The sequence below is a fragment of the Mesorhizobium sp. B2-3-13 genome, from assembly GCF_006442195.1.
Taxonomy (GTDB): Bacteria; Pseudomonadota; Alphaproteobacteria; order Rhizobiales; family Rhizobiaceae; genus Mesorhizobium; species Mesorhizobium salmacidum.
On record NZ_VFVQ01000025.1, the window covers coordinates 51,705 to 73,590 of the forward strand.

20 protein-coding genes are annotated in these 21,886 nt (G+C 63.0%); 8 read left to right on the top strand and 12 right to left on the bottom strand.

Translation table 11 applies throughout. The features are described 5' to 3' along the window. Nucleotides 1-59 precede the first annotated feature (59 nt). Nucleotides 60-1,118 (top strand): dipeptidase, encoded by a 1,059-nt coding sequence (locus FJ941_RS24860; RefSeq protein WP_140509769.1) that lies wholly within the window; start codon nucleotides 60-62, stop codon nucleotides 1,116-1,118. Between the two features lie 6 nt (nucleotides 1,119-1,124). On the opposite strand, the gene FJ941_RS24865 is transcribed toward FJ941_RS24860, so the two are convergent. The 4 genes from FJ941_RS24865 to FJ941_RS24880 are packed head-to-tail and all read right to left on the bottom strand — an operon-like array spanning nucleotide 1,125 to nucleotide 5,852. Continuing rightward, nucleotides 1,125-1,385: a hypothetical protein gene (locus FJ941_RS24865; protein ID WP_140509771.1), complete on the bottom strand. Its 261-nt coding sequence runs from the start codon at nucleotides 1,383-1,385 to the stop codon at nucleotides 1,125-1,127. Between the two features lie 2 nt (nucleotides 1,386-1,387). Continuing rightward, nucleotides 1,388-2,614 (bottom strand): aminomethyltransferase family protein, encoded by a 1,227-nt coding sequence (locus FJ941_RS24870; RefSeq protein ID WP_140509772.1) that lies wholly within the window; start codon nucleotides 2,612-2,614, stop codon nucleotides 1,388-1,390. Nucleotides 2,615-2,665: 51 nt separating this feature from the next. After that, nucleotides 2,666-4,246 (bottom strand): NAD(P)/FAD-dependent oxidoreductase, encoded by a 1,581-nt coding sequence (locus tag FJ941_RS24875; protein WP_140509774.1) that lies wholly within the window; start codon nucleotides 4,244-4,246, stop codon nucleotides 2,666-2,668. Beyond that, a complete protein-coding gene (locus tag FJ941_RS24880) occupies nucleotides 4,233-5,852 on the bottom strand; it encodes an NAD(P)/FAD-dependent oxidoreductase (RefSeq protein WP_140509776.1) in 1,620 nt (539 codons plus the stop codon). The genes FJ941_RS24875 and FJ941_RS24880 overlap by 14 nt, the downstream gene beginning before the upstream one ends. 427 nt (nucleotides 5,853-6,279) lie before the next feature. Here FJ941_RS24880 and betI point away from each other — a divergent pair, with 427 nt between their 5' ends. From betI to FJ941_RS24905, 4 genes are all read left to right on the top strand, one after another. Beyond that, nucleotides 6,280-6,993, top strand: a complete 714-nt coding sequence (gene betI / locus FJ941_RS24890) for a transcriptional regulator BetI (RefSeq protein WP_140509778.1) — start codon at nucleotides 6,280-6,282, stop codon at nucleotides 6,991-6,993. 25 nt (nucleotides 6,994-7,018) lie between these two features. Continuing rightward, nucleotides 7,019-8,101, top strand: coding sequence for an ABC transporter substrate-binding protein (locus FJ941_RS24895; RefSeq protein WP_140509780.1), 1,083 nt, complete (start codon nucleotides 7,019-7,021; stop codon nucleotides 8,099-8,101). Between the two features lie 119 nt (nucleotides 8,102-8,220). Then, the gene (locus tag FJ941_RS24900; RefSeq protein WP_140509782.1) at nucleotides 8,221-9,297 is read left to right on the top strand and encodes an extracellular solute-binding protein; all 1,077 of its coding nucleotides are present in this window, start codon (nucleotides 8,221-8,223) and stop codon (nucleotides 9,295-9,297) included. Beyond that, entirely contained in the window at nucleotides 9,294-10,604 is a 1,311-nt protein-coding gene (locus tag FJ941_RS24905; protein ID WP_140509784.1) for a flavin monoamine oxidase family protein, read from the top strand. Before FJ941_RS24900 ends, FJ941_RS24905 begins: the two co-directional genes overlap by 4 nt. On the opposite strand, the gene FJ941_RS24910 is transcribed toward FJ941_RS24905, so the two are convergent. The 3 genes from FJ941_RS24910 to FJ941_RS24920 are packed head-to-tail and all read right to left on the bottom strand — an operon-like array spanning nucleotide 10,568 to nucleotide 13,429. Further along, the gene (locus FJ941_RS24910) at nucleotides 10,568-11,641 is read right to left on the bottom strand and encodes an ABC transporter ATP-binding protein (RefSeq protein ID WP_140509786.1); all 1,074 of its coding nucleotides are present in this window, start codon (nucleotides 11,639-11,641) and stop codon (nucleotides 10,568-10,570) included. The two genes, FJ941_RS24905 and FJ941_RS24910, sit on opposite strands and share 37 nt — an antisense overlap. Nucleotides 11,642-11,693: 52 nt before the next feature. Next, nucleotides 11,694-12,515 carry an ABC transporter permease gene (locus FJ941_RS24915; protein WP_140509788.1) on the bottom strand — a complete coding sequence of 274 codons (822 nt, stop codon included), beginning with the start codon at nucleotides 12,513-12,515 and terminating at the stop codon, nucleotides 11,694-11,696. Continuing rightward, the gene (locus tag FJ941_RS24920; protein ID WP_140509790.1) at nucleotides 12,512-13,429 is read right to left on the bottom strand and encodes an ABC transporter permease; all 918 of its coding nucleotides are present in this window, start codon (nucleotides 13,427-13,429) and stop codon (nucleotides 12,512-12,514) included. Before FJ941_RS24920 ends, FJ941_RS24915 begins: the two co-directional genes overlap by 4 nt. 266 nt (nucleotides 13,430-13,695) lie before the next feature. Here FJ941_RS24920 and FJ941_RS24925 point away from each other — a divergent pair, with 266 nt between their 5' ends. Then, on the top strand, nucleotides 13,696-15,114 hold the full coding sequence (locus tag FJ941_RS24925; protein ID WP_140509792.1) for an aminotransferase: 1,419 nt from the start codon (nucleotides 13,696-13,698) through the stop codon (nucleotides 15,112-15,114). Between the two features lie 46 nt (nucleotides 15,115-15,160). Here the strand turns inward: FJ941_RS24925 and FJ941_RS24930 are convergent, their stop codons facing one another. Continuing rightward, nucleotides 15,161-16,363, bottom strand: a complete 1,203-nt coding sequence (locus FJ941_RS24930; protein ID WP_140509793.1) for an aromatic ring-hydroxylating dioxygenase subunit alpha — start codon at nucleotides 16,361-16,363, stop codon at nucleotides 15,161-15,163. A gap of 457 nt (nucleotides 16,364-16,820) precedes the next feature. Here FJ941_RS24930 and FJ941_RS24935 point away from each other — a divergent pair, with 457 nt between their 5' ends. Beyond that, nucleotides 16,821-17,228, top strand: a complete 408-nt coding sequence (locus tag FJ941_RS24935; protein ID WP_140509795.1) for a hypothetical protein — start codon at nucleotides 16,821-16,823, stop codon at nucleotides 17,226-17,228. A gap of 131 nt (nucleotides 17,229-17,359) precedes the next feature. Here FJ941_RS24935 and FJ941_RS24940 read toward each other — a convergent pair whose 3' ends face one another. Next, entirely contained in the window at nucleotides 17,360-19,447 is a 2,088-nt protein-coding gene (locus tag FJ941_RS24940) for a PAS domain S-box protein (protein WP_181165927.1), read from the bottom strand. Nucleotides 19,448-19,526: 79 nt separating this feature from the next. Continuing rightward, nucleotides 19,527-20,300: a response regulator transcription factor gene (locus tag FJ941_RS24945; RefSeq protein ID WP_181165926.1), complete on the bottom strand. Its 774-nt coding sequence runs from the start codon at nucleotides 20,298-20,300 to the stop codon at nucleotides 19,527-19,529. A 45-nt stretch (nucleotides 20,301-20,345) separates the two neighbouring features. On the opposite strand from FJ941_RS24945, the gene FJ941_RS24950 reads away from it, so the two are divergent. Further along, a complete protein-coding gene (locus FJ941_RS24950) occupies nucleotides 20,346-21,047 on the top strand; it encodes a response regulator transcription factor (RefSeq protein WP_140509798.1) in 702 nt (233 codons plus the stop codon). Between the two features lie 71 nt (nucleotides 21,048-21,118). On the opposite strand, the gene FJ941_RS24955 is transcribed toward FJ941_RS24950, so the two are convergent. Both FJ941_RS24955 and FJ941_RS24960 read right to left on the bottom strand, forming a co-directional pair. Then, nucleotides 21,119-21,286, bottom strand: coding sequence for a hypothetical protein (locus tag FJ941_RS24955; protein WP_140509800.1), 168 nt, complete (start codon nucleotides 21,284-21,286; stop codon nucleotides 21,119-21,121). 40 nt (nucleotides 21,287-21,326) lie between these two features. Next, nucleotides 21,327-21,659, bottom strand: coding sequence for a hypothetical protein (locus tag FJ941_RS24960; protein WP_140509801.1), 333 nt, complete (start codon nucleotides 21,657-21,659; stop codon nucleotides 21,327-21,329). Nucleotides 21,660-21,886: the final 227 nt, after the last annotated feature.

Genomic DNA, 21,886 nt, shown 5'->3' on the forward strand with positions numbered 1-21,886 from the left:
TTGCCTAAGTGGGTATGATATATCGCTCCCGCGCCGATGAACGAACCGAATGACCCCCTATGACAGATTCCGACCTCGTCCCCGTCTTCGACGGCCATAACGACACGCTGCTGAGGCTCTATCAGTCCAAGGACAGCGACGTCGAAAAGCTGTTCATCGACGGGAAATCGGGCGGCCATATCGACCTGCCGCGTGCGAGGGCCGGCGGATTCGCCGGCGGCATGTTCGCCATCTTCCCGCCGCCGGTCGAGAAAGCGCGGCGCAGCGCCGTGCCTTCGGCGCCGAGCGACAGCGAGCCGCTGCCGCCCGAGGTTCCACGCGCCGATGCGCTCAACTCGACGATCGCCATGGCGTCCATCCTGTTCCGGCTTGAGCGCGCCGGCGCATTGGCGATCTGCCGCAGTGCCGGCGACGTGCGCAACGCCATGGCACAAGGCACGATTGCCGCGGTGTTCCACATCGAGGGCGTCGAGGCGATCGATCCCGAACTCACCATGCTCGACGTTCTGCATGCCGCGGGCCTGCGTTCGCTCGGCATCGTCTGGAGTCGGCCGAACGCGTTCGGTAATGGCGTGCCGTTCCGCTTTCCGTCCTCGCCCGACACCGGACCTGGCCTGACCGATGCCGGCAAGGCGCTGGTCAAGGCCTGCAATGAACTGAAGATCATGATCGACCTCTCGCATCTCAACGAGAAGGGCTTCCGCGATGTTGCAGCACTTAGCGATGCGCCGCTGGTCGCCACCCACTCCAACGTGCACGCGATCTGCGGCCATTCGCGCAATCTGACGGACTGGCAGCTTGGAGCGATCCGCGAGTCCGGCGGCATGGTCGGCCTCAACTTCGCCACCGGCTTCCTGCGCGAGGACGGCCGCATGAATGCCGACACCAGCCTCGACATCATGGTGCGCCATATCGATTCCCTGCTGCAGGCTTTGGGCGAGGACGGCGTCGGCCTCGGCTCGGATTTCGACGGTGCCATGATCCCGGCCGTCATCGGCGACGTCGCTGGCCTGCCGAAACTCATCGATGCGCTGGCGGCACGCGGTTTCGGCCGCGCGCTGATCGAAAAGATCGCCTACCGCAACTGGCTGAGCATGCTGGAAAGAACGATAGGTTAGAGTGGTTTATTCGAAGCCCATGCGCTTCAGCCAGTTCTTGCCGACACCACGATCGCGAATGATCGGCAAGGGGTTTTCCGCATCCAACCGCGCGCAGATGCGGTAGACTTCGAGCGTCTCGGCGCTCATCTCGCCCTGCTTGTAGAAGAACATGGCGGCGGCATAGCGCGTGCGGCCGGACCATTTCTCGCCGAGCGGCGTGTTGACCAGCTCCCACTGCTCGGTGGCCTCGCCTTCTTCCTGGTGCTTGCCCGCTTCCTCGGTCATGGTCAGAAATCCGATGGCGGGTTGGCGGTGCGGCGGTCGAGCTTTATGAAAGGCCGCGCCACGACCTTGGCCCGTTTCATCAGCTTCTGGTACTGCAGCTCGCGCATGGCGTAGATCTCGACCCAGAGGTCCTCCACGACAGTATCACCATACGGCCGCGCCAGCGAGGCGATGGCGATGTTGCGCTTGGCCGTCGGCGACCACATAGCGGCGCTGACCAGGCCGACGTCCTTTGACTTCTTGTGGTAGACGATCGCGTGTTCGGCCGGGATGTTGCCCTCGATCTCCAGCCCGACCAGGACATGGCGCAGCTTGCGTTTCGCCCTCGCTTCGAGAATGGCACGACGGCCGTTGAAATGGCCTTTTTCCAGATCGATCATGAAGCCGAGCCCGAGCTCGTCGGGCATGCGCCGGCGGTCGGCGCGAATGGCGTGTTCGGCGGTGGTGAAATCGGCATTGGCGACGATCAGCCCGGCTTCGAGCCTAGCCCGATTAAGCGCGGTGTAGCCGATGGCGCGGATGCCGCGAAGTTCGCCCGCGGCCATCAACCGGTCCCACAGGCTGAGCGCCTTGTCGACCGGCACGAACAGCTGGTAGCCGAGATCGCCGGTAAAGCCGGTGCGCGAGATGGTGACCGTGCCGTTGTCATGCGGGAACTCGGCAAGGTCGAATATTTTCAGCTTCTCGACACCGGCGAAACCGGCATCGCGCAGCACGGCGAAGGCGGTTGGGCCCTGCAAGGCGAGCCCTGCGACAGCCTCGGTTTCTTCCTCGACAATGACGTCGAAGCCAAGGGCACTGTCCAGCAGCCACGGCAGATGCCGCTCCTGCGAACACAGCCGGAAGCGTGTCGGCGACAAGCGAAAAAGCGTACCATCGTCCAGGACGAAACCTTCGTCGTCACACCACGCGGTGTAGTGAACACGGCCGGGCCTGAGCTTCGTGACATCGCGCAAGGTGACGCGGTCGAGAAAGGCTTCGGCATCCGGTCCCTCGATCCGGTATTTGGTCATCGGCGAAATGTCGAACAGTGCTGCCTGGCTGCGGATGGCGAAATATTCGAGCTCCTCGTCCCAAAGCGAATGCGGCGCGCGGTAGCCGGCCCAATTGTACCAGTCCTGGGTCTTGGCTAGCGCGTCGATACGCGGCTGGAACGGCGTGCCAATGCGCAGCGTGCGGAAGTGGGATTGCGCTAGGCTGCGGGCCGCGTTGTCGAGCTGGCTGGTCATGGCAGCGTTCCTTCGCAGTGGAAGCCGGTGTTGGCCAATTGAGACATCCCGTCACCCTTTCATCGCGATGATGTGCCGTGCCGCGTTCAAGCCGGGCGCACCCGAAACACCACCACCGGGATGCGAACCCGCACCGGCCAGGAACAGCCCGTCGAGCGGCGTGTCGTAGCCCGACCGGCCGGAGACGGGGCGCGAGATCAGCATTTGATCGGCCTGCAGTTCACCATGGTGCCAGTGGCCGCCTGGCATGCGGAAGCGCTTCTCGATGTCGGCAGGGGTGAGCAGTTCGGCTTGAACCACCGTCTTGCCTATGCCAGGCGCATAGGCCTCCAACTGAGCCATGATAGCCTCGAGGAATTTCGGCTTGCCGGCATCCCAGCCTTCCTTCAGTGCATAAGGCGCATATTGCACCACGGCCGACAGCACGCAGGCGCCGCCTGGCGCCAGCGATGGGTCCGCAAGGCTGGGCAAGGTGATTTCCATCACCGGCTCGGGCGAGAACTCGCCATATTTGGATGGATTGAAGGCACGCTCGATATGGTCTGGGGAGGGCGCAATGACCAGCCGCCCCTTGCTGCCGGCAGCATCGACCCCGGAAAATTGCGGCGGCCGGTCGAGCGCCAAATGGAGCTTGGCGGCATTGCCCTTCATGCGGATATTTCTGACCTTGCGCATGAAGCCGGTGTCGATCCCGCGCGGCCCGACAAGCTCGAGGAAGGTGGTCGCCGGATTGGTGGCGGAGACGATCGTCCTGGCGCGAAGCTCCTCGTTATTGTCGAGGACGACGCCGACGGCGTGGCCTTTCTCGACAATGATCCTTGCGACGGGCACCGACGTGCGGATCGTGACGCCAGCCTTTTCGGCAGCGGCGCGGAGGGCGGCGACCACCGCGCCCATCCCGCCCTGTGGCAGTATCTGCGCTCCGGCCGCACCGCCGATCTCTCCGGCCAGACGATAATAGAGGCCGAGCAGCGAGGTCGGCGAACGCGGGCCGAGATGGCTGCCGAGCGTGGCGTCGAAGGCGAGCAGCCCCTTCAGCCGGTCGTCGGCGAGCTGTTCGTCAAGCAGGTCGGCAACGTTCATCAAAAGCACGCGCAGGAAGTCGCGCATGTCTTCCTTGCCGAGCTTCTTCAGCGCCAGCGCGGTCTGGCCAAGTGCCGCGCCTTCGAACAGCGACATGCCGCCGAGATCGGGCGGCCGGCGCGACAGGAAGGGTTTCAGGACGCCTGCATAGCGCAGCAGTTGCGCGCGCAATTCCCTCCAGGCGGACTGTTCAGACGGACTGGCGCCGGTCAGCACCTCGCCATAGGCGCCATGCAGGACAAGCGGCGGCCTATCCTTCGACAAGGCGACCGACGGGGCGAAGTCGGCGCGAGCGATTTGCAGCCCGTGTTTTTCCAGCCCCAGCGTCTTCACCACATCGGGATGCAGCCGGTTCAGCACATGCGCGACCGACGAGATGCGAAAGCCGGGCGCGAATTCCTCGATGCGCGCGGCGCCGCCGAGATCGGCTCCGGCTTCCAGCACCAGCGCCTTGCGACCTGCCTTCGCCAGCGTGGCGGCGGCGACAAGCCCGTTGTGGCCGCCGCCAATGACAAGAACATCCCATTTTGGTGCATCAGATGACGTCATGGGCCGGGCTCATATGCGAGGTGGATTTTGCGAGATCGCGCAGGATTTCGGCCGCGGCATTGCGTCCGGGCGCACCCATGACGCCGCCGCCGGGGTGGGTCGAGGAACCGCACATATAGAGCCCACTGAGCGGTGAACGATACTGCGCGTAGCCCGGCACCGGGCGGTTGAACAGCAGCTGGTCGAAGGTGAGTTCGCCCTGAAAGATGTTGCCCTCGGTGAGGCCCACCTCGGCTTCGATCTCGCGCGGCGTGCGGACCTCCATATGGACGATGTGGTCGCGAAAACCCGGCGAATACTCAGCGATCTGCGCGACCACGCTTTCGGCAAAACCGTCGCGATCGGCGTCCGTCCACTCGCGACCAGCGATCTTGTGCGGCGCGTACTGCACGAAGCAGCTCATGAAATGCTTGCCAGGCGGCGCCATGGTCGGGTCGAGTGTCGTCGGGATGACCATGTCGAGGAAGGGATCGGCGGACCAGCGGCCGGCCTTCCAGTCGTCATAGGCGCGCTCCATGCGCTCGATCGAATCGGTGAAATGCATGTCGCCGCGATAGACTGGCGAGTCCTTCGGCAGCGCGGGAAATTCCGGCAGCGAATCGAGCGCGATGTTGACCTTGCCTGAGGAGCCCCGGATCTTGAAATTCTTGACCCGGCGCAGGAAGATGTCGGGCAGTTCCTTTTCCTCGACCAGCTTCAGGAAGGTGCGCTTCACGTCGGCATTGGAGACAACCAGCTTGCCGTAAATCTCCTCGCCGCCGGCCAGAACGACGCCTTTCGCCTTGCCTCTGTTTACCAGCACGTGGTCGACCTCGGCGCCGGTGCGGATGGTTCCACCCGAGGCCTTGAAGGAAGCGGCCAGTGCCTTGGTGACCGCGCCCATGCCGCCGCGCGCATAGCCCCAGGCACCGACCGAACCGTCGACCTCGCCCATATAGTGGTGCAGCAGGACGTAAGCCGTGCCGGGCGACATCGGCCCGAGTGCCGTGCCAATGATGCCGGACAGCGCGAAGTTCGACTTGATGACATCGGTCTCGAAATATTCGTCGAGGAAGTCCGAGATGGACATGGTCCAGAAGCGCAGGGTCAGCGCCATTTCCTCGGCGGAGAGACCGGCGAATTTCTTGCCGAGATAGAGCAGTTCGCCGAGATCGCGCGGACGCAGGCTGGTCGGATCTGGCGCCGTGCGCATCAGCAGCGGCTGGATGAAACGGCACTGTCGCGTCACGTCGCGGGAGTATCGGTCATAGGCCTCGGCATCCCTTTTGGAGAAGCGGGCGAATTCGCGCCGGTGCGCGTCGTGGTCGCGGTAGTTGGCTAGATAATCGCCATCCCGGGTGAAGACCGCGCCGCCTTCATAGGAAATCACCTGCAGGCCGAAGCGCGGCAGCTCGAGATCACGCATGATCTCGGGCCGGAACAGCGAGCAGACATAAGAGCAGTTGGAATAGAGGAAGCCCGGCGTCAGCTCGCGGCTGGTGGCGGCACCGCCGACCCAGTCGTTCTTCTCCACCACCAGCACGTCGAGCCCGGCGCGCTGCAGGTAACAGGCGTTGACCAGGCCGTTGTGTCCGCCGCCGATGATGATCGCGTCCCAAGCTTTCATTTTGGCCCAGTTCTCATCTGCGACCCGCTCTTCATTTTCGCGTGATCTGTTCCCCGAATACGTGGAATTTGGCATGGCGTCAGCCATTCTGTCCAGCCATTCTGAATGAATGTTCAACAAATGATGTTGCATTTTTCCAGACATGGATTACGCTTTGCCGGCGTTCGAAACAGGCGTTCGTCCATTGGGGACCGAGGGCTGATGATCGAAACGGCGGAGGCCGAGCCGGAGTATGACTACACCGCCATCCGCTCCTAGAGGCGCTATGGGGTTGAAGGGATCGCTATTCGGCCGTTGCTGCCGTGGTCGGTCGGCCTGTGTCGACAACATTCGAACCTTGGAAGCCATGCAGAAGGTGCTTGACAGTGGCGAGCACCGTCCCACTCATCTTCGCGGGTGGAAGCCGGACGCAAAGGGATAGCCGGCGATGCTGGAGACCATCATACGCATGAAGACGGCAGACGCCAGGGACGCGCTCCTTGAACCCGTACGGAAGGCTGAATCCGAAAAGCGCGGGCGCAAGGCCGCGAAGGAGGTCAGGCAGCTTCAGCTTATCGAGGCGACGATCGATTCGCTGGCCAAGCGCGGCTATTCGGAAACGACGATGGCCGATGTCGCCGATGGCGCCGGTCTGTCGCGCGGCATCGTCAATTTCCATTTCGAGAGCAAGGAAAAGCTGCTCATCGCGACCTTGCAGTACATGTATGACGAATACTCGGCGCATTGGCGCAATGCGCTGCACAAGGCAGGCGATGATCCTGCCGACCAGCTCCAGGCGCTGGTCGCGGCCGATTTCGACCGCTCGATCTGCAACAAGCGCAAGCTTGCCGCCTGGTGCGCCTTCTGGGGCGAAGCCAAATCGCGGCCGACCTACCAGGCGCTGAGCAGCGCGCGGGATGCCGTTTACCAGAATATTTTCATCGACCTCTGCACGGCGCTCAAGCAAAACGGCGGCTACGCCTACGAGCCGCAGGTCATGGCGCTGGCGCTGAGCGCCATGCTGGAAGGCTTGTGGCTGCGGTTGATGATGGGCACCGAGGACACGACCCGCGAGACTGCCTTGCAGGCGGCCAATGAATTCCTGTCGGCGGCTTTCCCGAAACACTACCCACGGAAGGCGGCCGGCCCAACGAAATCATAAGAAAATCACAGAGGATGGAGCAGCAATGAAGACACTGACAAGACGCCTGACACTGACGCTTGCACTGGCCGGTGCACTGGCGGCTTCCGCCGCCGCCCTGGCGATCGCCGCCGACAAGGATCTTATCGTGTTCGACTGGTCCGGCTACGAGGCCCCGGGCTTCCACCCGAAATACGTCGAGAAGAACGGCGATTCGCCGACCTTCGCATTCTTCGGCGATGAGGACGAGGCGTTCGAGAAGGTCCGTTCCGGCTTCAAGCCCGACCTTGGCCATCCCTGCTCGCAGAGCGTGATGAAGTGGCGCGAGGCTGGCCTGCTGCAGCCGCTCGACACCTCTAGGATCACGGGCTGGAAGGACCTCAATCCCGGCATCATGGCGATGAAGAATCTCGCCACGACCGATGACGGAAAAGCCTGGTTCATGCCCTGGGACTGGGGCAACACGCAGCTTACCTACAATTCCTCCAAGATCGACGAGAAGGACGTGCAGTCGCTGAAAGCGTTCGCAGATCCGAAGTTCAAGGGCCGGGTCTCGATCGGCGACAATGTCGACGATGCCTATGCGCTGGCGAGCCTCGCCATCGGCCTGAGGGACTGGACCAAGATAACCGACGACCAGTTCAAGCAGGCCTCCGACTTCCTGCGCCAGGTACACAAGAATGTGCGCTCCTACTGGACCGACACCACCGACGTCGTCCAGCTTCTGAGCGGCGGCGAGGTCGATCTCGCCTGGGCCTGGAACGATGCGACCGTGCAGTCGGTCGCCGCCGGCGTGCCGATCAAGTCGAAGAAGGACACGGCGGAAGGCATCTCGACCTGGGTCTGCGGCTATGTGCTGTTCAAGGACTCACCCGGCAATACCGACAAGGCCTATGATTATCTCAACGCAGTCAATGATCCGGAGATCGCCAAGGTGCTGGTCAAGGATTGGGGCTACGGCCAGGCCAATGCCAAGGGCATGGCCGGCGTCGATCAGGCCGTCCTGAAGGAAAAGGGCTATGACGACGTGCAGAAATTCGTCGACAAGACGCTGTTCCAGCAGCCGCTGCCGTCGGATCTCAAGCTCAAGATGATCGCCGAGTTCGAGAAGATCAAAGCGGGCTATTAAGCCTTTGACTGGCGGACCCGTCCGTGCGTCCGCAGGAGCGGCGGATGGGCTCGCCAAAGCGCTTGAATTTGCCTAACCTCGCTCTCGGCATCTTTCGCGATGGGGGAGTTTTTCGCACCATGAATTCCGTGCTTCGCCGCCTTGTCATAGCCGCTGCCTGCACGTTCGGTGCCGGCGCGGTTTATGCGCTCGCCGAGGGCGGCGGCGACCTCGTCGTGTTCGACTGGTCGGGCTATGAGGACCCGCTGCTACACCCGGCCTACACGACCAAATACGGCGCCGAGCCGACCTTCGCTTTCTTCGGCGACGAGGACGAGGCGTTCGAGAAGATGCGGGCGGGTTTCAAGGCCGATATCGCGCATCCCTGCTCGCAAAGCGTGGTGAAGTGGCGCGAAGCCGGCATGCTGCTGCCGCTCGACACGTCCAGGATAGAAGGCTGGAAGGATCTCAATCCCGGTATCATGGCGATGAAGGATCTCGCCGTCACCGCCGACGGCAAGGCCTGGTTCATGCCATTCGACTGGGGCAACACCTCGCTGCTCTACCGCACCGACAAGGTGACGGCCGAACAGGCGCAGTCGCTCAATATTTTCGCCGATCCGCGGTTCAAGGGCCGCGTCACCATCGGCGACAATGTTGATGACGCCTATGCCTTGGCGAGTTTGGTCATCGGTCTCAAGGACTGGACTAAGATGACCGACGACCAGTTCAAGCAGGCGTCCGCTTTCCTACGCGACGTGCACAAGAACATCCGTTTCTACTGGACCGACGACACCGACCTCAACCAGGCCTTTATCGGCAACGAGGTCGATCTCGTCTGGGGCTGGAACGAGACCTTCGTGACGCTGAAGGGACAGGGCCTGCCGATCGCCATGAACCGAGAGACCAAGGAAGGGATTTCGACCTGGGTATGCGGCTATGTGCTGATGAAGGATGCGCCAGGTAAGCTCGACGAGGCCTATGATTTCCTCAGCGCCGTCAACGCGCCCGGCGTGTCGGACTATTTGGTCAAGACCTTCGGCTACGGCCACGGCAATGGCGCCGGGATGGCTGAAATCGACCACAAGGTGCTGGCCGACCGCGGCTTCGACAATCTCGACAAGTTCCTCGACAAGACCCTGTTCCAGCAGCCGGTACCGCCGGAGCTGAAGAAGCGCATGATCGACGAGTTCGAGAAGATCAAGGCTGGCTATTGAACGACAAGATCGAAAGAACCGACGTCGTTATCGTCGGCGCCGGCTTCACCGGCCTGTCGGCCGCGATTGAATTGAAGCGCGCCGGCGTCGACTTCGTGCTTGTGGAGGCCCGCGATCGTGTCGGCGGCCGCGTCGAGACCGTGCGAAATGGACTTGGCGAGCGCATCGACAGCGGCGGCCAATTCCTGTGCGAGGACATGCCGCGGCTGATGGAACTGGCCCGGGCTCGCGGCAAGACATTCGTCGAGACTTACGTCGAGGGTGATTTCATCACCCACCCGTCAATGTCGGTCGGCCAGGCCGAGCGGACCTATCACGCCTCCATGGCAATCCGCGAGCGCATGAACAGGATCGAGCCCAACGATCCTGCCATTGCGGGATTGACCGTTGCCGGGTGGCTGGAGATGCAGGATGACGCCGGCGAGGCCAAGGCGGCCTTCCGGTCGATGATCGAAGGCCTGTGGTGCCTGGCATTGGAGAAGGTGCCACTGTGGTATCTCATCGACAATGACCGGCGCATCACCAACGAGGTGCCGGAGCTGCAATATTCCCTGCGCGAGACCATGCAGTCGATGGCCGATGATCTGGCCGAGGACCTCGGCGGCCGTGTGAGGCTCGGTGAACCGGTGAGCCGCATCGAATACGGTCCGCCAGGGGTTCGGGTTGTCTCGACCAATAGCGTGGTCGAAGCGCGCGAAGTTCTGGTCGCCGTGCCGCCGGCGACAGCCGCGAAGCTCGATTTTACGCCAGCCTTGCCAGCAGCCCTGGAAACGGCGCTCGGCGCCTGGGAAAGCGGCGCGGTGATCAAGATCCTGGTGCGCTATCCCAAGCCATTCTGGCGCGAACGGAATTTGAGCGGGATGGTGATGTGGCGGGATCTGCCGGGGTTGTTTGCCTGCGACGCCAGCAGGGATTCCGAGCATGCGGCGCTAGTCGTCTTCATTGGCGGGCCGCTGGCGCTGCGCTGGCACGAACTCGGCCAGGCGGACCTGCGGGCGCAGGTGACGACGAGACTTGTGGAGGCTCTTGGTTCGGAGGCTGCCGATATTCTCGATTTCAACCGCCGCGACTGGACGCATGATGGCTGGAGCGGCGGTGCCTATAGCGACCTGATCGTCGATGTGACGGCGAGGGATGCCGAGCGCACCATTCTTGCCGGTGCGCCGCCGGTGCATTTCGCTTCGTCGGAACTGTCGCCGTCATTCCCGGGCTATGTCGAAGGCGCGATCGTGGCCGGGCGCATCGCGGCGCGCAGGATCATCGTCGACGTTCAGTCGGCCATCGCGACCAGGGCTTCGGGATCGTAGGCGAGGCGGATGGAGGTGCCGACTGGGATATCATCGGCACCGAAATCGTTGGTCTCGGTCACCGATAGCGGCTTTTCCAGCCCGGGGATCTCGACGATCAGATGGGTGATCTCGCCGAAATAGTGGCGCTCGACTACCTTGCCGGCGACCTCGAACTTGGCTGTCGCATTGTCCCATAGCACGCGCAGGCGCTCAGGCCTGATGCCGAGCGTGGCGCCGCCGCCGTTGCGCACGAAAGCCTTGGGCTTGTCGGTCTTGATGCGGCCGAAACCCAGCGTGTCGACGATCAGCGAGGCGCCGTTCTCCTCGACGATCTCGGCCTTGACGAAGTTCATGCCGCCAAGGAAGTCGGCGACTTGGCGGTTGACCGGGCGCTGGTAGATTTCCTTCGGCGAGGCGACCTGGGCGATCTTGCCGCCGAACATCACGGCGATGCGGTCGGACATGGCGAGCGCCTCATACTGGTCGTGGGTGACCAATACGAAGGTGATGCCGACGGCCTGCTGCAGGCGGCGCAGTTCGACCTGCATCTGCTCGCGCAGCTTCTTGTCGAGCGCCGAGAGCGGCTCGTCGAGCAAAAGCACCTTGGGCCGCATCACCAGGGCACGGGCGAGCGCGACGCGCTGGCGCTGGCCACCGGAAAGCTCCGTGGCAAGCCGCCTGCCGAGGCCGGTGAGCGAGACCTGCGCCAGCGCTTCCTCGACGCGGCGCTTCTCCTCGCCGGCCCGCAGCTTCAGCCGCTTCAGTCCGTAGGCGACGTTCTGCTCGACATTGAGGTGCGGGAAGATCGCATAGCTCTGGAACACCATGTTGGTCGGCCGGCGGTTGGCCGGGATGCCTTCCATGGACTGGCCGCCAACCGCGATCGAACCGCTGGTCGGATTGTCGAACCCGGCGATCATGCGCAAAAGCGTGGTCTTGCCGCAGCCGGACGGACCAAGCAGCGAGAAGAACTCGCCTTCCCTGATGGTCAAGGAGGCGTCGTCCAGCGCCCTGAAGGCTCCGTAGCTGCGGGTGACGTTGCGGATCTCAATCATCGGTCTTTCGGATTGGATCCTGTCCGCGTGAGTGCGCTCGATCCGCGGCCGCTCAGGCATAGAGGCCTCCCTCGTTCTGGGTGCGTCTGGCCGCGCGGCGACGCAGCATTTCGGCGATCGTCATCAGCAGGAAGGAGGCGACCAGCAGCAGCGTGCCCAGCGCCAGAACGCCGGGCAGTTTCGATGCGAAACGCAACTGGCCCCAGATGTAGATCGGCAGCGTCGCCTCGGTGCCGGTGAGGAAGAAGGCGATGATGAATTCATCCAGAGAGATGGTGAAGCAGACCAGCAGGCTGGAAATGATCGCCGGCGCCACCATCGGCAACGTCACGCGCCGGAAAGTGCCGAAGGCGCTCTCGCCGAGATCGGCGGAGGCTTCCTCGAGGCTGCGGTCGAAACCTTCGAAGCCGGAGGTCAACACTGTCATCGAATAGGGAATGCAGATCAGCACGTGGCCGAGCACGACGGTGAACAGCGACAGGCTTAAGCCAAGCTGCAGCATCACCAGCAGCATGGAGATGGCAACGATCACTTCAGGCAGCACAATCGGCGCCATGATCAGGCCATTGATGGCGCGGCGGCCGGGATAGCGGTAGCGGGTGATCGAGCGGGCGGCGAGGATGCCGAGTACGGTCGAGAGGACGGCCGCCGAGACGCCGACGATCAGGCTGTTCCAGGCGGCGTCGAGCAGCGCTGGTGTGCGCGGCAGGTCTTCGTACCACTGCAGGGTGAAGCCGGTCAGCGGGAATTTCGGCGTCGCCGCCGTGTTGATCGAGAAGATCGGCAGGAAGATGACGGGCAGATAGAGGAAGACAATATAGAGGAACGCGTAGGCGGACAGCCAGCCGCCCGGCAGGAGGCGCCGCGCCCTCATCGCGCCATCCTTTGCAAAGTGCGGATGATCAGCACCGTGGCGCCGGCCATCAGGGAGACGATCAGCATGGTGGTGACGGAAAGTGCGGCACCGAGCGGCCAGTTGGCTGCTTTGCCGAACTGTGCCTGGATGGCGTTGGCGATCATGACGCCGTCCTTGCCGCCGACGAGCTTTGGCGTGACGTAGTCGCCGACCGTCGGGACCATGACGATCAGCGCCGCGGAAATGATGCCAGGCGCCGAGAGCGGCAAGGTCACGCGCAGGAACGAGCGCAAGGGGCCATCGCTTAGATCGGTGGCCGCTTCGACCAGCGTTCGGTCGACCTTCTCCAGGGACACGAAGATCGGCAGAATGGCGAAGGCCGCCCAGGCATGGGTAAGGGTGATGATGACGGCGCTCGAATTGTAGAGCAGGGCTGTCGACGGTTCGTCGATGATGTCCAGACCCATCAGGCCGGAATTCAAGACGCCGTTATAGCCCAGGATGACCTTCCACGACATCACGCGCAAGAGATAGCTGGTCCAGAACGGGATGGTGATGAGGAACAGCCACAGGCTCTTGTGACGGCCGCCGTGAAAGGAAATGAAATACGCGATCGGGTAGGCGAGGACGACGGTGAACAGGCTGACCGTCAGCGAGATATAGAGCGAGCGCCATAACAGATCGCGGTAAATCGGCTCGGTCAGCGCGACGCGGTAATTCTCCAGCGTGAAGGTGCGGTCGATGGTCAGGTAGTGCTGCGTCCAGAAGGAGTGGGCGATGACCACCAGTATCGGCAGGACCAGCAGGATGAGCGCGTAGAGCAAGGTCGGGCTGATCAGGGCAAAGCCCTGTACGGGCTCGGATTGCAGAAGAGCATTTCGTCTGGCCCGCGTCGTGCGCAACGGAGGCAACCCTTCCGCAGCCACCGTCATTGCAAGGCACCAGAGGGCGGGGCTCCGGTTGTGATCTCGGTTGCTGGCCTGGACTGTCCCGCCATACGGCATCCCATTGGGCTGGCGCCGGCTATTGTTCCCCTTGCCGGCTTTCTTTCATCATGCGCGCATCCGCGGATTGAAATCAAGCGCCATTTCTGCAATGTTGATTGAACGGACATTCAAAATAGTGTGAGCGGAGCGATGATTTCGGCCATAGCGAACCGGATTGATGCCCGGGAAAATTCGGTGATGTGGAGGCGATGATGGCGGCGGTGAGAGATCTGAAGGCAGGCGAAACGGCTGGCCCTGGCGGCGACGATGCGGTCGAGCTGGCCAAGCGTCATCTCATCCAGCCCTGGCCTTATGCCGGTTCCGTCGGTTCGGAGGCGCGTGCGCTGATCGGCGAGGGCGATGGCATCTACATCACCGACAACACCGGCAAGCGGCTCATCGACGGCCCGGCCGGCATGTGGTGCGTCAATGTCGGCCATCGTCGCGAGGAACTCGCCAGGGTGATGTACGACCAGGCGATGGCGCTGTCCTACAACACGCCCTGGTACACGATGAACGCGCCATCGGCGGAGCTTGCCAAACGTATCGCCGGCCATGCCCCAGGCGACCTCAGCCATGTCTTCTACACCACGGGCGGCTCATCCGCGGTCGAGACGGCGTTGCGCTTCATGCAGTTCTACAACAATGTACGTGGCCGGCCGGAAAAAAAGCTGATCCTGAGCCGTGGCGGCGCCTACCATGGCTCGACCTATCTTTCGGCCTCGCTCAATGGCCGCCCGCGCGATCGCGACTGGATGGACGGCGCCGGCGATATGGTGGTCAAGCTCTCCTCGCCCGACCCGTTCCGGCGTCCGCAAGGCATGAGCATCGCTGCCTTCACCGATTTCCTCGTCAACCAGTTCCGCGACGCGGTCGCGCGCGTCGGAGCCGACAGAATAGGCGCGTTCGTCGGCGAACCGGTGCAGGCGTCCGGCGGCGTCGTCGTGCCGCCCGACGGCTATCTCAAGCGCATCCGCGAGATCTGCCGTGACGACGACATTCTCTATGTTTCCGACGAGGTGGTGACGGGCTTCGGCCGGCTTGGCCATGTCTTTGCCTCCGGCGACGTCTTCGGCATCGACCCCGACATGATCACCTTTGCCAAGGGCGTCACCTCAGGCTATTTCCCGCTCGGCGGCGTCATCATCTCGGAACGGCTGCTGGAGGAGTTGCGCCGCTCGAACCATCCCGACGCAATGTTCGGCCACGGGCTGACCTACACCAGCCATCCCGTCGGCTGCGCGGTGGCCTTGAAGAACCTCGACCTGCTGGAAGAAAGCGTGCTTGCCCACGCGCAGGCGGTCGCCCCCTATTTCCAGGCGCAGCTGAAGACGCTGGAAGAGCTGCCGCTGGTCGGCGAGGTGCGCGGTGTGGGGCTGATGGGTTGTGTCGAATGCGTCGCCGACCGCGAAAGCAAGGATCCGCTGCAACTCGACAAGAATGTCGGAAAACGCATCGACGCCCACTGCCATGAGCTTGGCCTGCTGGTGCGGCCACTGATCAACATGTGCGTGATGTCGCCGCCGCTCATCATCACGCGCGAGCAGATCGACGACATGGTCGGCATCCTGCGCGAAGGCATTTCGCGCACCATGGATGACCTCAGGAAAGAGGGTGTCTGGCGGGGGTGATAGCCAATCTTCCTCTTGTGGGGGGAGAGCTTCGCGGCTTGCGCCGCTACCCTCGCGATCTCAGCGCATCGTTTAGGTTCCACATGTCCTTTTCTTCCGGCGCTGTTTCCAGGCCGAGCACCGGAAGCTGCTTGCGCAGATGGTCGTGGTGGGTGCGCACCCCATATTCGAGGTCGGAGAAGTAAAAACCCTCGAAGGACTCGGACAGCATGGATTCGTTCGACCAGACCGAAAGCTGCACGTCTTCCGACATGGTGTCGCGATCGATACGGAAGGAGAGATAGCGGGCGGCGGCCTGCTCGCGACTTTCGTCGCGGTAGCGATAGATGGCGCCACGCAGCAGCGTCTCACCCGTCGATAGCGGGAACTCCTGATAGAACTGCACCGATTCCGGCATCACCGACAGGACGGCGTTCGGGAAGATGCCGTAATAGACCCAGGCCTTCCTGAGATGGTCCGGCAGATGCGTCGGCTCCGGCGCGATCTTGACGTAGTTCCTGACGCTCCAGCGACGGCCGGCATGCGGGTTGTAGGTGGCGAAGGAGCGCGAGACGCCGTTGACGAAAGGCTCGTCGAAATAGGTGGCGCCGTAGAGATCCTGCAGGGCCGGATGCGCCATGGCGACGTGATAGCCTTCATTGTCGACGTCGCGCACGGACTTCCAGTTGACCGGTGTTTTCTGGGTCCAGATGCCCCAGGAGGGCACCATGTCGGCGGCATTGTAATGCGCGAATTCGGGTTCGATCGGCTTCAACAGCTCGGCGACGGAAGGCTGTGGCCCGCCATTGCGGAAGTGGATGAAGATGAAGCCCATCCAGATTTCGAGATCGAGCGGCATCAGGCCGAACTCGGTCTTGTCGAGATCGGGGAAGGAGCGCGGGCGGGCGGCGCCGCGCAGCGTACCGTCAAGATTGTAGACCCAGCCATGGAACGGGCAAACCAGCGCGTTCTTACAATTGCCCTGGCTGTCGGCCACGACGCGGCTGCCGCGGTGGCGGCACATGTTGTTGAAGCCGCGCACGACGCCGTCCTTGCCGCGCACGATCAAAGCGCGCTCGCCGATGATATCCATGGTGAGGTAGTCGCCGGCATTGGGTATGTCGCAGATATGCCCGGCGATCTGCCAATGATTGCGGAAGACATGCTCCTTCTCCAGTTCGAGAAGGGCGGTGGAATGGTAACTCCAGCCCGGCAATCCCCGCCGGTCCCAATCGTTCGGGATTGCCACGTCACGGAGGTGCGGGTTCATGAAACGTCTCTTCTTTTTATTGAATATGCATTCAATATAATCATATTTTGCGTTGAAATGCAATGGTTTGTGGAAATGCTCAGGTTTCAGGGCGAAAATGTCAGCCCCGGTTCCAGCGGAATCCTGCTCCACCGTGACCTCTGAAAACCCCGGAAAATCCGGGTGTTAGCCAGAGTTCCATAACCTCCACCCGTTGCCGGTCACGCTGCAAATCGCGCCCTCCGACAAGGTATTCCGGGAGCAAGAAAAAGCCCTGCCGTTCGCGTCGGCCACCAGCGGGGCACGCTGGGCAACCCGCTATCCCGGATCAAAATAGTCGATGACCGATTTTGACCGTCTCTGCCCGTATTAACGTTTCAATCCGGTTACATTGCCGGGCTCTCGTCACCTTTCCGTCGTTACAAGGCGCGATTAAATTCGCTTTATCGCAAAAAGAAAATCAACGAAGGGGATGATGATGAATGCGAAAGTCCAGATCACCAGCAGCAACCGCTTTCAGGCTCCGGAGCGCGCTGACCGCCGCCCGAAGCTGGCGCTTCGCCAGCGTGCCAGCGACCACCCGATGGCAATGTTCATGGCGCTGGCTGCTTGCGCCTTCGCCGGCATGGCGTTCACGCCGACGGTCGGCCCAGCCTTCGCTTCGTTGAATCCGCCCGCCAACATCGTCGAAGGTGCGCCGACCACGACCACGACCGCCCGCCTGCCGACGCCCGCGATCGATTTCGCCTGCAAGGGGCAGGCTTGGGGCGCCGAGAGCGTGGATTGCCTGCGCGCCATTGCCGAGCAGTCCGGAACGCACAAGGCCCGCGCGATCCGCATGATCGCCAACGCCGCGCCGCTGACCAGCACGCCCAACATCTTCTGATTTCTGTCTCTGGATTTGCCTGGCATGATCCCGAAAACCGGTTCCCGTTTGGGGATCATGCCCTGATCTCCCCGAGCGTCCTCCAGCGCTCCCTTCGGCTCCCGCCGCGATGTCGGCCGGGGGCCTCTTTTTTATGCTTTCGACACGGCCTGCTCGGCGATGGTCGAAAGCACGCTGCGCACATCCAGCGTGCTGAACGGTTTTTCGAGGATCTGTGGCCGCTGCTGCGCCGGCAAGGCTTCGATTTCCGCCTTTGCGCCTATGAGGTCGCCGGTGACCAGCACGAAGCGCCGCGCCAGGTCGGGCCGCTCGGCAAGTAGTTCGCGGTAGATCGAAATGCCTGATGTGCCGGGCATGCGCAGATCCGAAAAGACGATGTCCGGCGGCATGTGGCCGCTCAAGGTGGCGGCGCCCGATTCCCAGACCGGCGCGATCCGCGACTTGATGCCCATCAATTCGAGAATGTCGGACAAGGAACCGGCGACGTCGGGTTCGTCATCGATGATCAAGGCGTGGCGCAGGCCGCTCGATCGTGGCTGGCTTTCGCCAGCGGCAGCGATGCCCGCCGAGATAGCCGGCAACTGGACGACGAAACGCGCGCCTCTCGGCTGCACTTCCTCGAACCAGACATTGCCATTGTGCCGCTCGATGATGGACTTCGAAATCGACAGGCCGATACCGGTGCCGACGCCGACCGGCTTGGTGGTGAAATAGGATTCGAAAATGCGCGAACGGATGGCCTCGGGAATGCCGGGTCCGTTGTCCTCGACCGAGAAGCCCGGATTGCCCCGGTCGCTGCGGAAGCTCCGTACCTTGATTAGCCGGTCGCCGGCAATGCCAGCCAGAGCATGCTGGCTGTTGATGAGGAAATTGGCCGCCACCTGCGTCACGTGGTCGGCGTCGGCCATGGCCAGCAGGGGACCCGGCGCGAAATCGGTATCGATGATGATGCCGCTCGAGCGCGCCCCGTAGGCGGTCACCTCGAGAGCGGCGCGGATCACCTGGTTAAGATCGGTCTCGGTCTGCGCCGCCGGATGGAGGCGGACCATCGACAGGAAGCTCTTGACGATGCGCCCGCAGCGCTCGGCTGCGGCGCGCACTTTTTCGGCACGGACCTTGGTCTGCGGGTCCGAGGCGAATTCATGCAGCAGCGTCGATTGCGCGACCACCACCGCCAGCGGGTTGTTGAGCTCGTGCGAAACGCCCGCGAGCAGCGAGCCCATCGCCGCCATCTTCTCGTTCTGGTGCAGCTTCTCGCGCTGCCGGTTGATCTCCTCCTCGGCGCGCAGCCTCTCGCGCAGGTCGCGGATGGAGCCGAAGATAAGCCGGCGGTCGGCGACCCGCATCTCGGTCGCCGTCAGCTCGATCGGGAAGACCTCGCCGGCGGCATTCTGCGTCACCGTCTCGAGCCGCTGGCCGACCATCGGCGCGCCGCGGCCGGACATGTAGTCGGCGCCCGAGGCATAACCCTTGCGGTAGTATTCCGGAACGACGGTATCGAGCAGGTCCTTGCCAAGGATATCGCTGCGCTGGAAGCCGAACATCTTTTCCGCAGCCGGATTGAATTCGATGATCGATCCGGCCTCGTCGATGACGATGATGGCATCGAGCGAGGCCTGCAGCATGGTGCGGCGGATCACTTCGCTGGCATGGGCGTCGGAGGGGGAGTGTTCTATGGCGTCGCCGATGGCGAGCGCGACGATGTGCAGCGTCGCCTCTTCCTCGTCGGTCCATTCACGCTCCTCGACGCAATCATTGACGGCGAGCGTGCCCCACAGATGGCCGTGTGCGAAGACGGATACCGACAGGAAGGACTTGATGTTCTGCTTTTCGAAATCGGCTCTCAGGAACCCTTCGAGATCGCGCGTGTGCCCGGCGAAGACCTTCCCCTGCCGCTCATCCTCGGCCAGCCGCTCCAACAGCGGATCCGAATTGACGATCGACTGCATGATGACGGTCGGCGAAGCCAGTTCGCCGCCGAAATCAGGGTCGATCCAGTAGGCGGCGACCGACTGGGCGAAACCTTGGCCGGGCAATTCGCGCAGGCGGAACAGGATACCGCGCTGGCACTCCATGGCGTGGCACAGCGTTTCCAGTATGCCGTCCATTTCGCGCTGCCAGTCGCCGGCCTCGCGCAGCCGGCGCACGACACGCACGGCCGCCATCGCCGCGCCTTGCCTGAAACCCTGCATATCCGTGCTTGCCGTCTCGCCCGTCATTGTCAGCCGTCATTCCAGAGTCACGTTACTTCGATCGGCTGGCAACGGCTGCGGAGCGGAAACCCTGTGGGTCTGACGCTCAGTTGCCGTCGCCGGTCGGCAGCGAGAAGATATAACCTTCGCCGCGCACCGTGCGCAGGAATTTCGGGTTGGCCGGATCAGTCTCGATCTTCTTGCGCAGCCGCATGATGCGGATGTCGACGGCGCGCGATGATTCCGGATCCTCGGTGAAGCCGATCGCCTCGGAGATCGCGGTCCTGGTCAGCAGCCGGTTGGCTCGGGTCAGGAAAACCTCCAGCACGTCGAACTCGCTCTTGGCCATGTCGATCACCGTACCATTGGCGCCGGTGACCAGCCTGCCGTCGAGATCCGCCTGGAAGGGGCCGAAAGCCACGGAACGGCGGTCGGTCCTGGCTTTCCTGTCCTGCGGCTCCGTCGGCTGCGGGACACGGCGCAGCACGCTGCGCACCCTGGCCAGCACTTCGCGCAGTTCATATGGCTTGACGATATAGTCGTCGGCGCCGAGTTCCAGCCCGACGATGCGGTCGAGCGCGGTGCCCGCGGCGGTCGCATAGATGATGCCGATGGGCATTTTCGAGCGCAGCCAGCGGCCGAGCGACAGGCCATCCTCGCCCGGCATGGCGATGTCGAGGATGGCCAGATGGAAGGGCTGTGTCTCGATCAGGCTGCGCGCGGCGGCCGCGGTTTCCGCGGTCGCCACATCATAGCCGGCGGCGCCGAGATATTCGGCGACCGCGTCCCTCAGGTCGGGCTCGTCCTCGACGATGACAATTCTTGCCCGCACGATGCTCTCGCTCCCACTTTCAGTGGAAAGTAGATTGGGTATAAACATGATGTCCAGTACTCATATCCGGTTGCCAGGGAACGGTTGGAAAACATGGCCGCACGAGCCGTCATCGCGCTTGTTTCCGTTGCCGACGTCGTGGCGACCGAGCTTGCCGACCATCTTGAGCGGCGCGGCCATGACGTGCGCCAGGCGCGGCAGCCCTGGGAGGCGGAATCGCTGCTGGCGGGCAGAGGCATCGATGTCGTCGTCGTCGGGGACAGCGTTAGCCAGGCGGAAGGGCGAGATCTGCTCAGGCGTTATGGCGGCCAAAGTGGGGGCGGCGAGCATGGACCGGATTTCATCCTGATATGCCGGCCGGCCGATCTCCTCGACAAGGTGCTGGCGCTCGAGCTTGGCGCCGCCGACGTCGTCGAAAGTCCGCTCAATGTCAGGGAACTCGCCGCGCGTGTCGGCGGCCTGCTTTCGCGGCGCGGCAGGGGCACCCAGGAACTGATCGTGCTGGAGAACGCGACCGTCGATCTGAGATCGGCGATCGTCATGCATCGCTCCGGTACGCAGGAGCAGCTCTCGCCCGGCCAGGTGGCGCTGCTCAGGCTGTTCCTGGCGAGCCCGCGCAAGGTGCTGACGCGTGACGACATTATCGCCGCCGCACCGGCCGAGAATGCCGACGCTTTCGATCGCTCGATCGACTCGCGTATCGTGCGGCTGCGCCGCAAGCTCGACACCGAGACCATCACCACCATACGCGGCGCCGGCTACAGGTTCGATCCGCCACGGCAGTTCGCCGACTGACGGCTGGCTTTTCCAGCTGGCTCCCCGGATGAGCATCGGACTTTCCATTTCCGCGCCGATGCCCGCGAGGTTCAGCGCACCACCAGCAATGACGGGCCCGAGGCCATGTCGCCGCCGGCGGCGAACTCGCTTGCATGAGCGCGCTCCTTGAAGAGCACACTGGCGAGAGCGGCAAAGCCGAGCAGGCCCTGCGCATAGAGCAGTGCGGAAAGCACCGAAGCCGCGAATTTTGTTTTCATATCGGAATTCCCCAAAAAGATGACTGTATCGCGGGTCGCTTCAGGAAACTCCCGAAGTGCCCGCGCCGCCCACGGAGCCCCCCGTCGCGGCGCGGGCCTTCGGTCCTCTCGGCAGCAAGTTGCCGGAGGGGCCGCGCAATGCCAGCAGCCGAAGGCCAACCCGCCAGAGGGCCTTCAACCGGGCGATGCGCAGGCTGGAAACGATCCAGACCGTGGCGCAAAACAGGGCGACGTGCAGGGTCGAAATCTCACTCGAACTCATCGTCGCCAGCTTTGCCACGGGGCCGCCGGCAATGGTGCCGATGCCGCCGATGGCCGCCGCCGCGATGCTGATCCTGAAGAGCCAGGACCGCGTGTTCGTTTTCGTTCCCATGGTCGTTGCCGTCTGCTTTCGTTACGTCAACTTTTGCCTCCGGTCCGTATCCGCATCATGCCGCCAAAATCCGCGATTTGTTGCAGTTTGGTTTCGAAATCGACCTGATCTCTTTCATATGGATCGTTCGAACTTTCGTTTCGGGATGAATACCTATGTACTTCATTCTTGATCCCGCGTTTGGGGGCGGGCAGTGCCGAGAATGCGGGGTTTGGCCTGTTAACCAG

Bases quoted from the DNA above. Each gene is read 5' to 3' on its own strand.
- FJ941_RS24865 (WP_140509771.1), bottom strand. From the start codon at position 1,385: ATGACCGAGGAAGCGGGCAAGCACCAGGAAGAAGGCGAGGCCACCGAG.
- FJ941_RS24875 (WP_140509774.1), bottom strand. From the start codon at position 4,246: ATGACGTCATCTGATGCACCAAAATGGGATGTTCTTGTCATTGGCGGC.
- FJ941_RS24920 (WP_140509790.1), bottom strand. From the start codon at position 13,429: ATGACGGTGGCTGCGGAAGGGTTGCCTCCGTTGCGCACGACGCGGGCC.
- FJ941_RS24860 (WP_140509769.1), top strand. From the start codon at position 60: ATGACAGATTCCGACCTCGTCCCCGTCTTCGACGGCCATAACGACACG.
- FJ941_RS24925 (WP_140509792.1), top strand. From the start codon at position 13,696: ATGGCGGCGGTGAGAGATCTGAAGGCAGGCGAAACGGCTGGCCCTGGC.
- FJ941_RS24910 (WP_140509786.1), bottom strand. From the start codon at position 11,641: ATGATTGAGATCCGCAACGTCACCCGCAGCTACGGAGCCTTCAGGGCG.
- FJ941_RS24915 (WP_140509788.1), bottom strand. From the start codon at position 12,515: ATGAGGGCGCGGCGCCTCCTGCCGGGCGGCTGGCTGTCCGCCTACGCG.
- betI (WP_140509778.1), top strand. From the start codon at position 6,280: ATGCTGGAGACCATCATACGCATGAAGACGGCAGACGCCAGGGACGCG.
- FJ941_RS24895 (WP_140509780.1), top strand. From the start codon at position 7,019: ATGAAGACACTGACAAGACGCCTGACACTGACGCTTGCACTGGCCGGT.
- FJ941_RS24940 (WP_181165927.1), bottom strand. From the start codon at position 19,447: ATGACGGGCGAGACGGCAAGCACGGATATGCAGGGTTTCAGGCAAGGC.
- FJ941_RS24935 (WP_140509795.1), top strand. From the start codon at position 16,821: ATGAATGCGAAAGTCCAGATCACCAGCAGCAACCGCTTTCAGGCTCCG.
- FJ941_RS24880 (WP_140509776.1), bottom strand. From the start codon at position 5,852: ATGAAAGCTTGGGACGCGATCATCATCGGCGGCGGACACAACGGCCTG.
- FJ941_RS24900 (WP_140509782.1), top strand. From the start codon at position 8,221: ATGAATTCCGTGCTTCGCCGCCTTGTCATAGCCGCTGCCTGCACGTTC.
- FJ941_RS24950 (WP_140509798.1), top strand. From the start codon at position 20,346: ATGGCCGCACGAGCCGTCATCGCGCTTGTTTCCGTTGCCGACGTCGTG.
- FJ941_RS24945 (WP_181165926.1), bottom strand. From the start codon at position 20,300: ATGTTTATACCCAATCTACTTTCCACTGAAAGTGGGAGCGAGAGCATC.
- FJ941_RS24960 (WP_140509801.1), bottom strand. From the start codon at position 21,659: ATGGGAACGAAAACGAACACGCGGTCCTGGCTCTTCAGGATCAGCATC.
- FJ941_RS24930 (WP_140509793.1), bottom strand. From the start codon at position 16,363: ATGAACCCGCACCTCCGTGACGTGGCAATCCCGAACGATTGGGACCGG.
- FJ941_RS24870 (WP_140509772.1), bottom strand. From the start codon at position 2,614: ATGACCAGCCAGCTCGACAACGCGGCCCGCAGCCTAGCGCAATCCCAC.
- FJ941_RS24955 (WP_140509800.1), bottom strand. From the start codon at position 21,286: ATGAAAACAAAATTCGCGGCTTCGGTGCTTTCCGCACTGCTCTATGCG.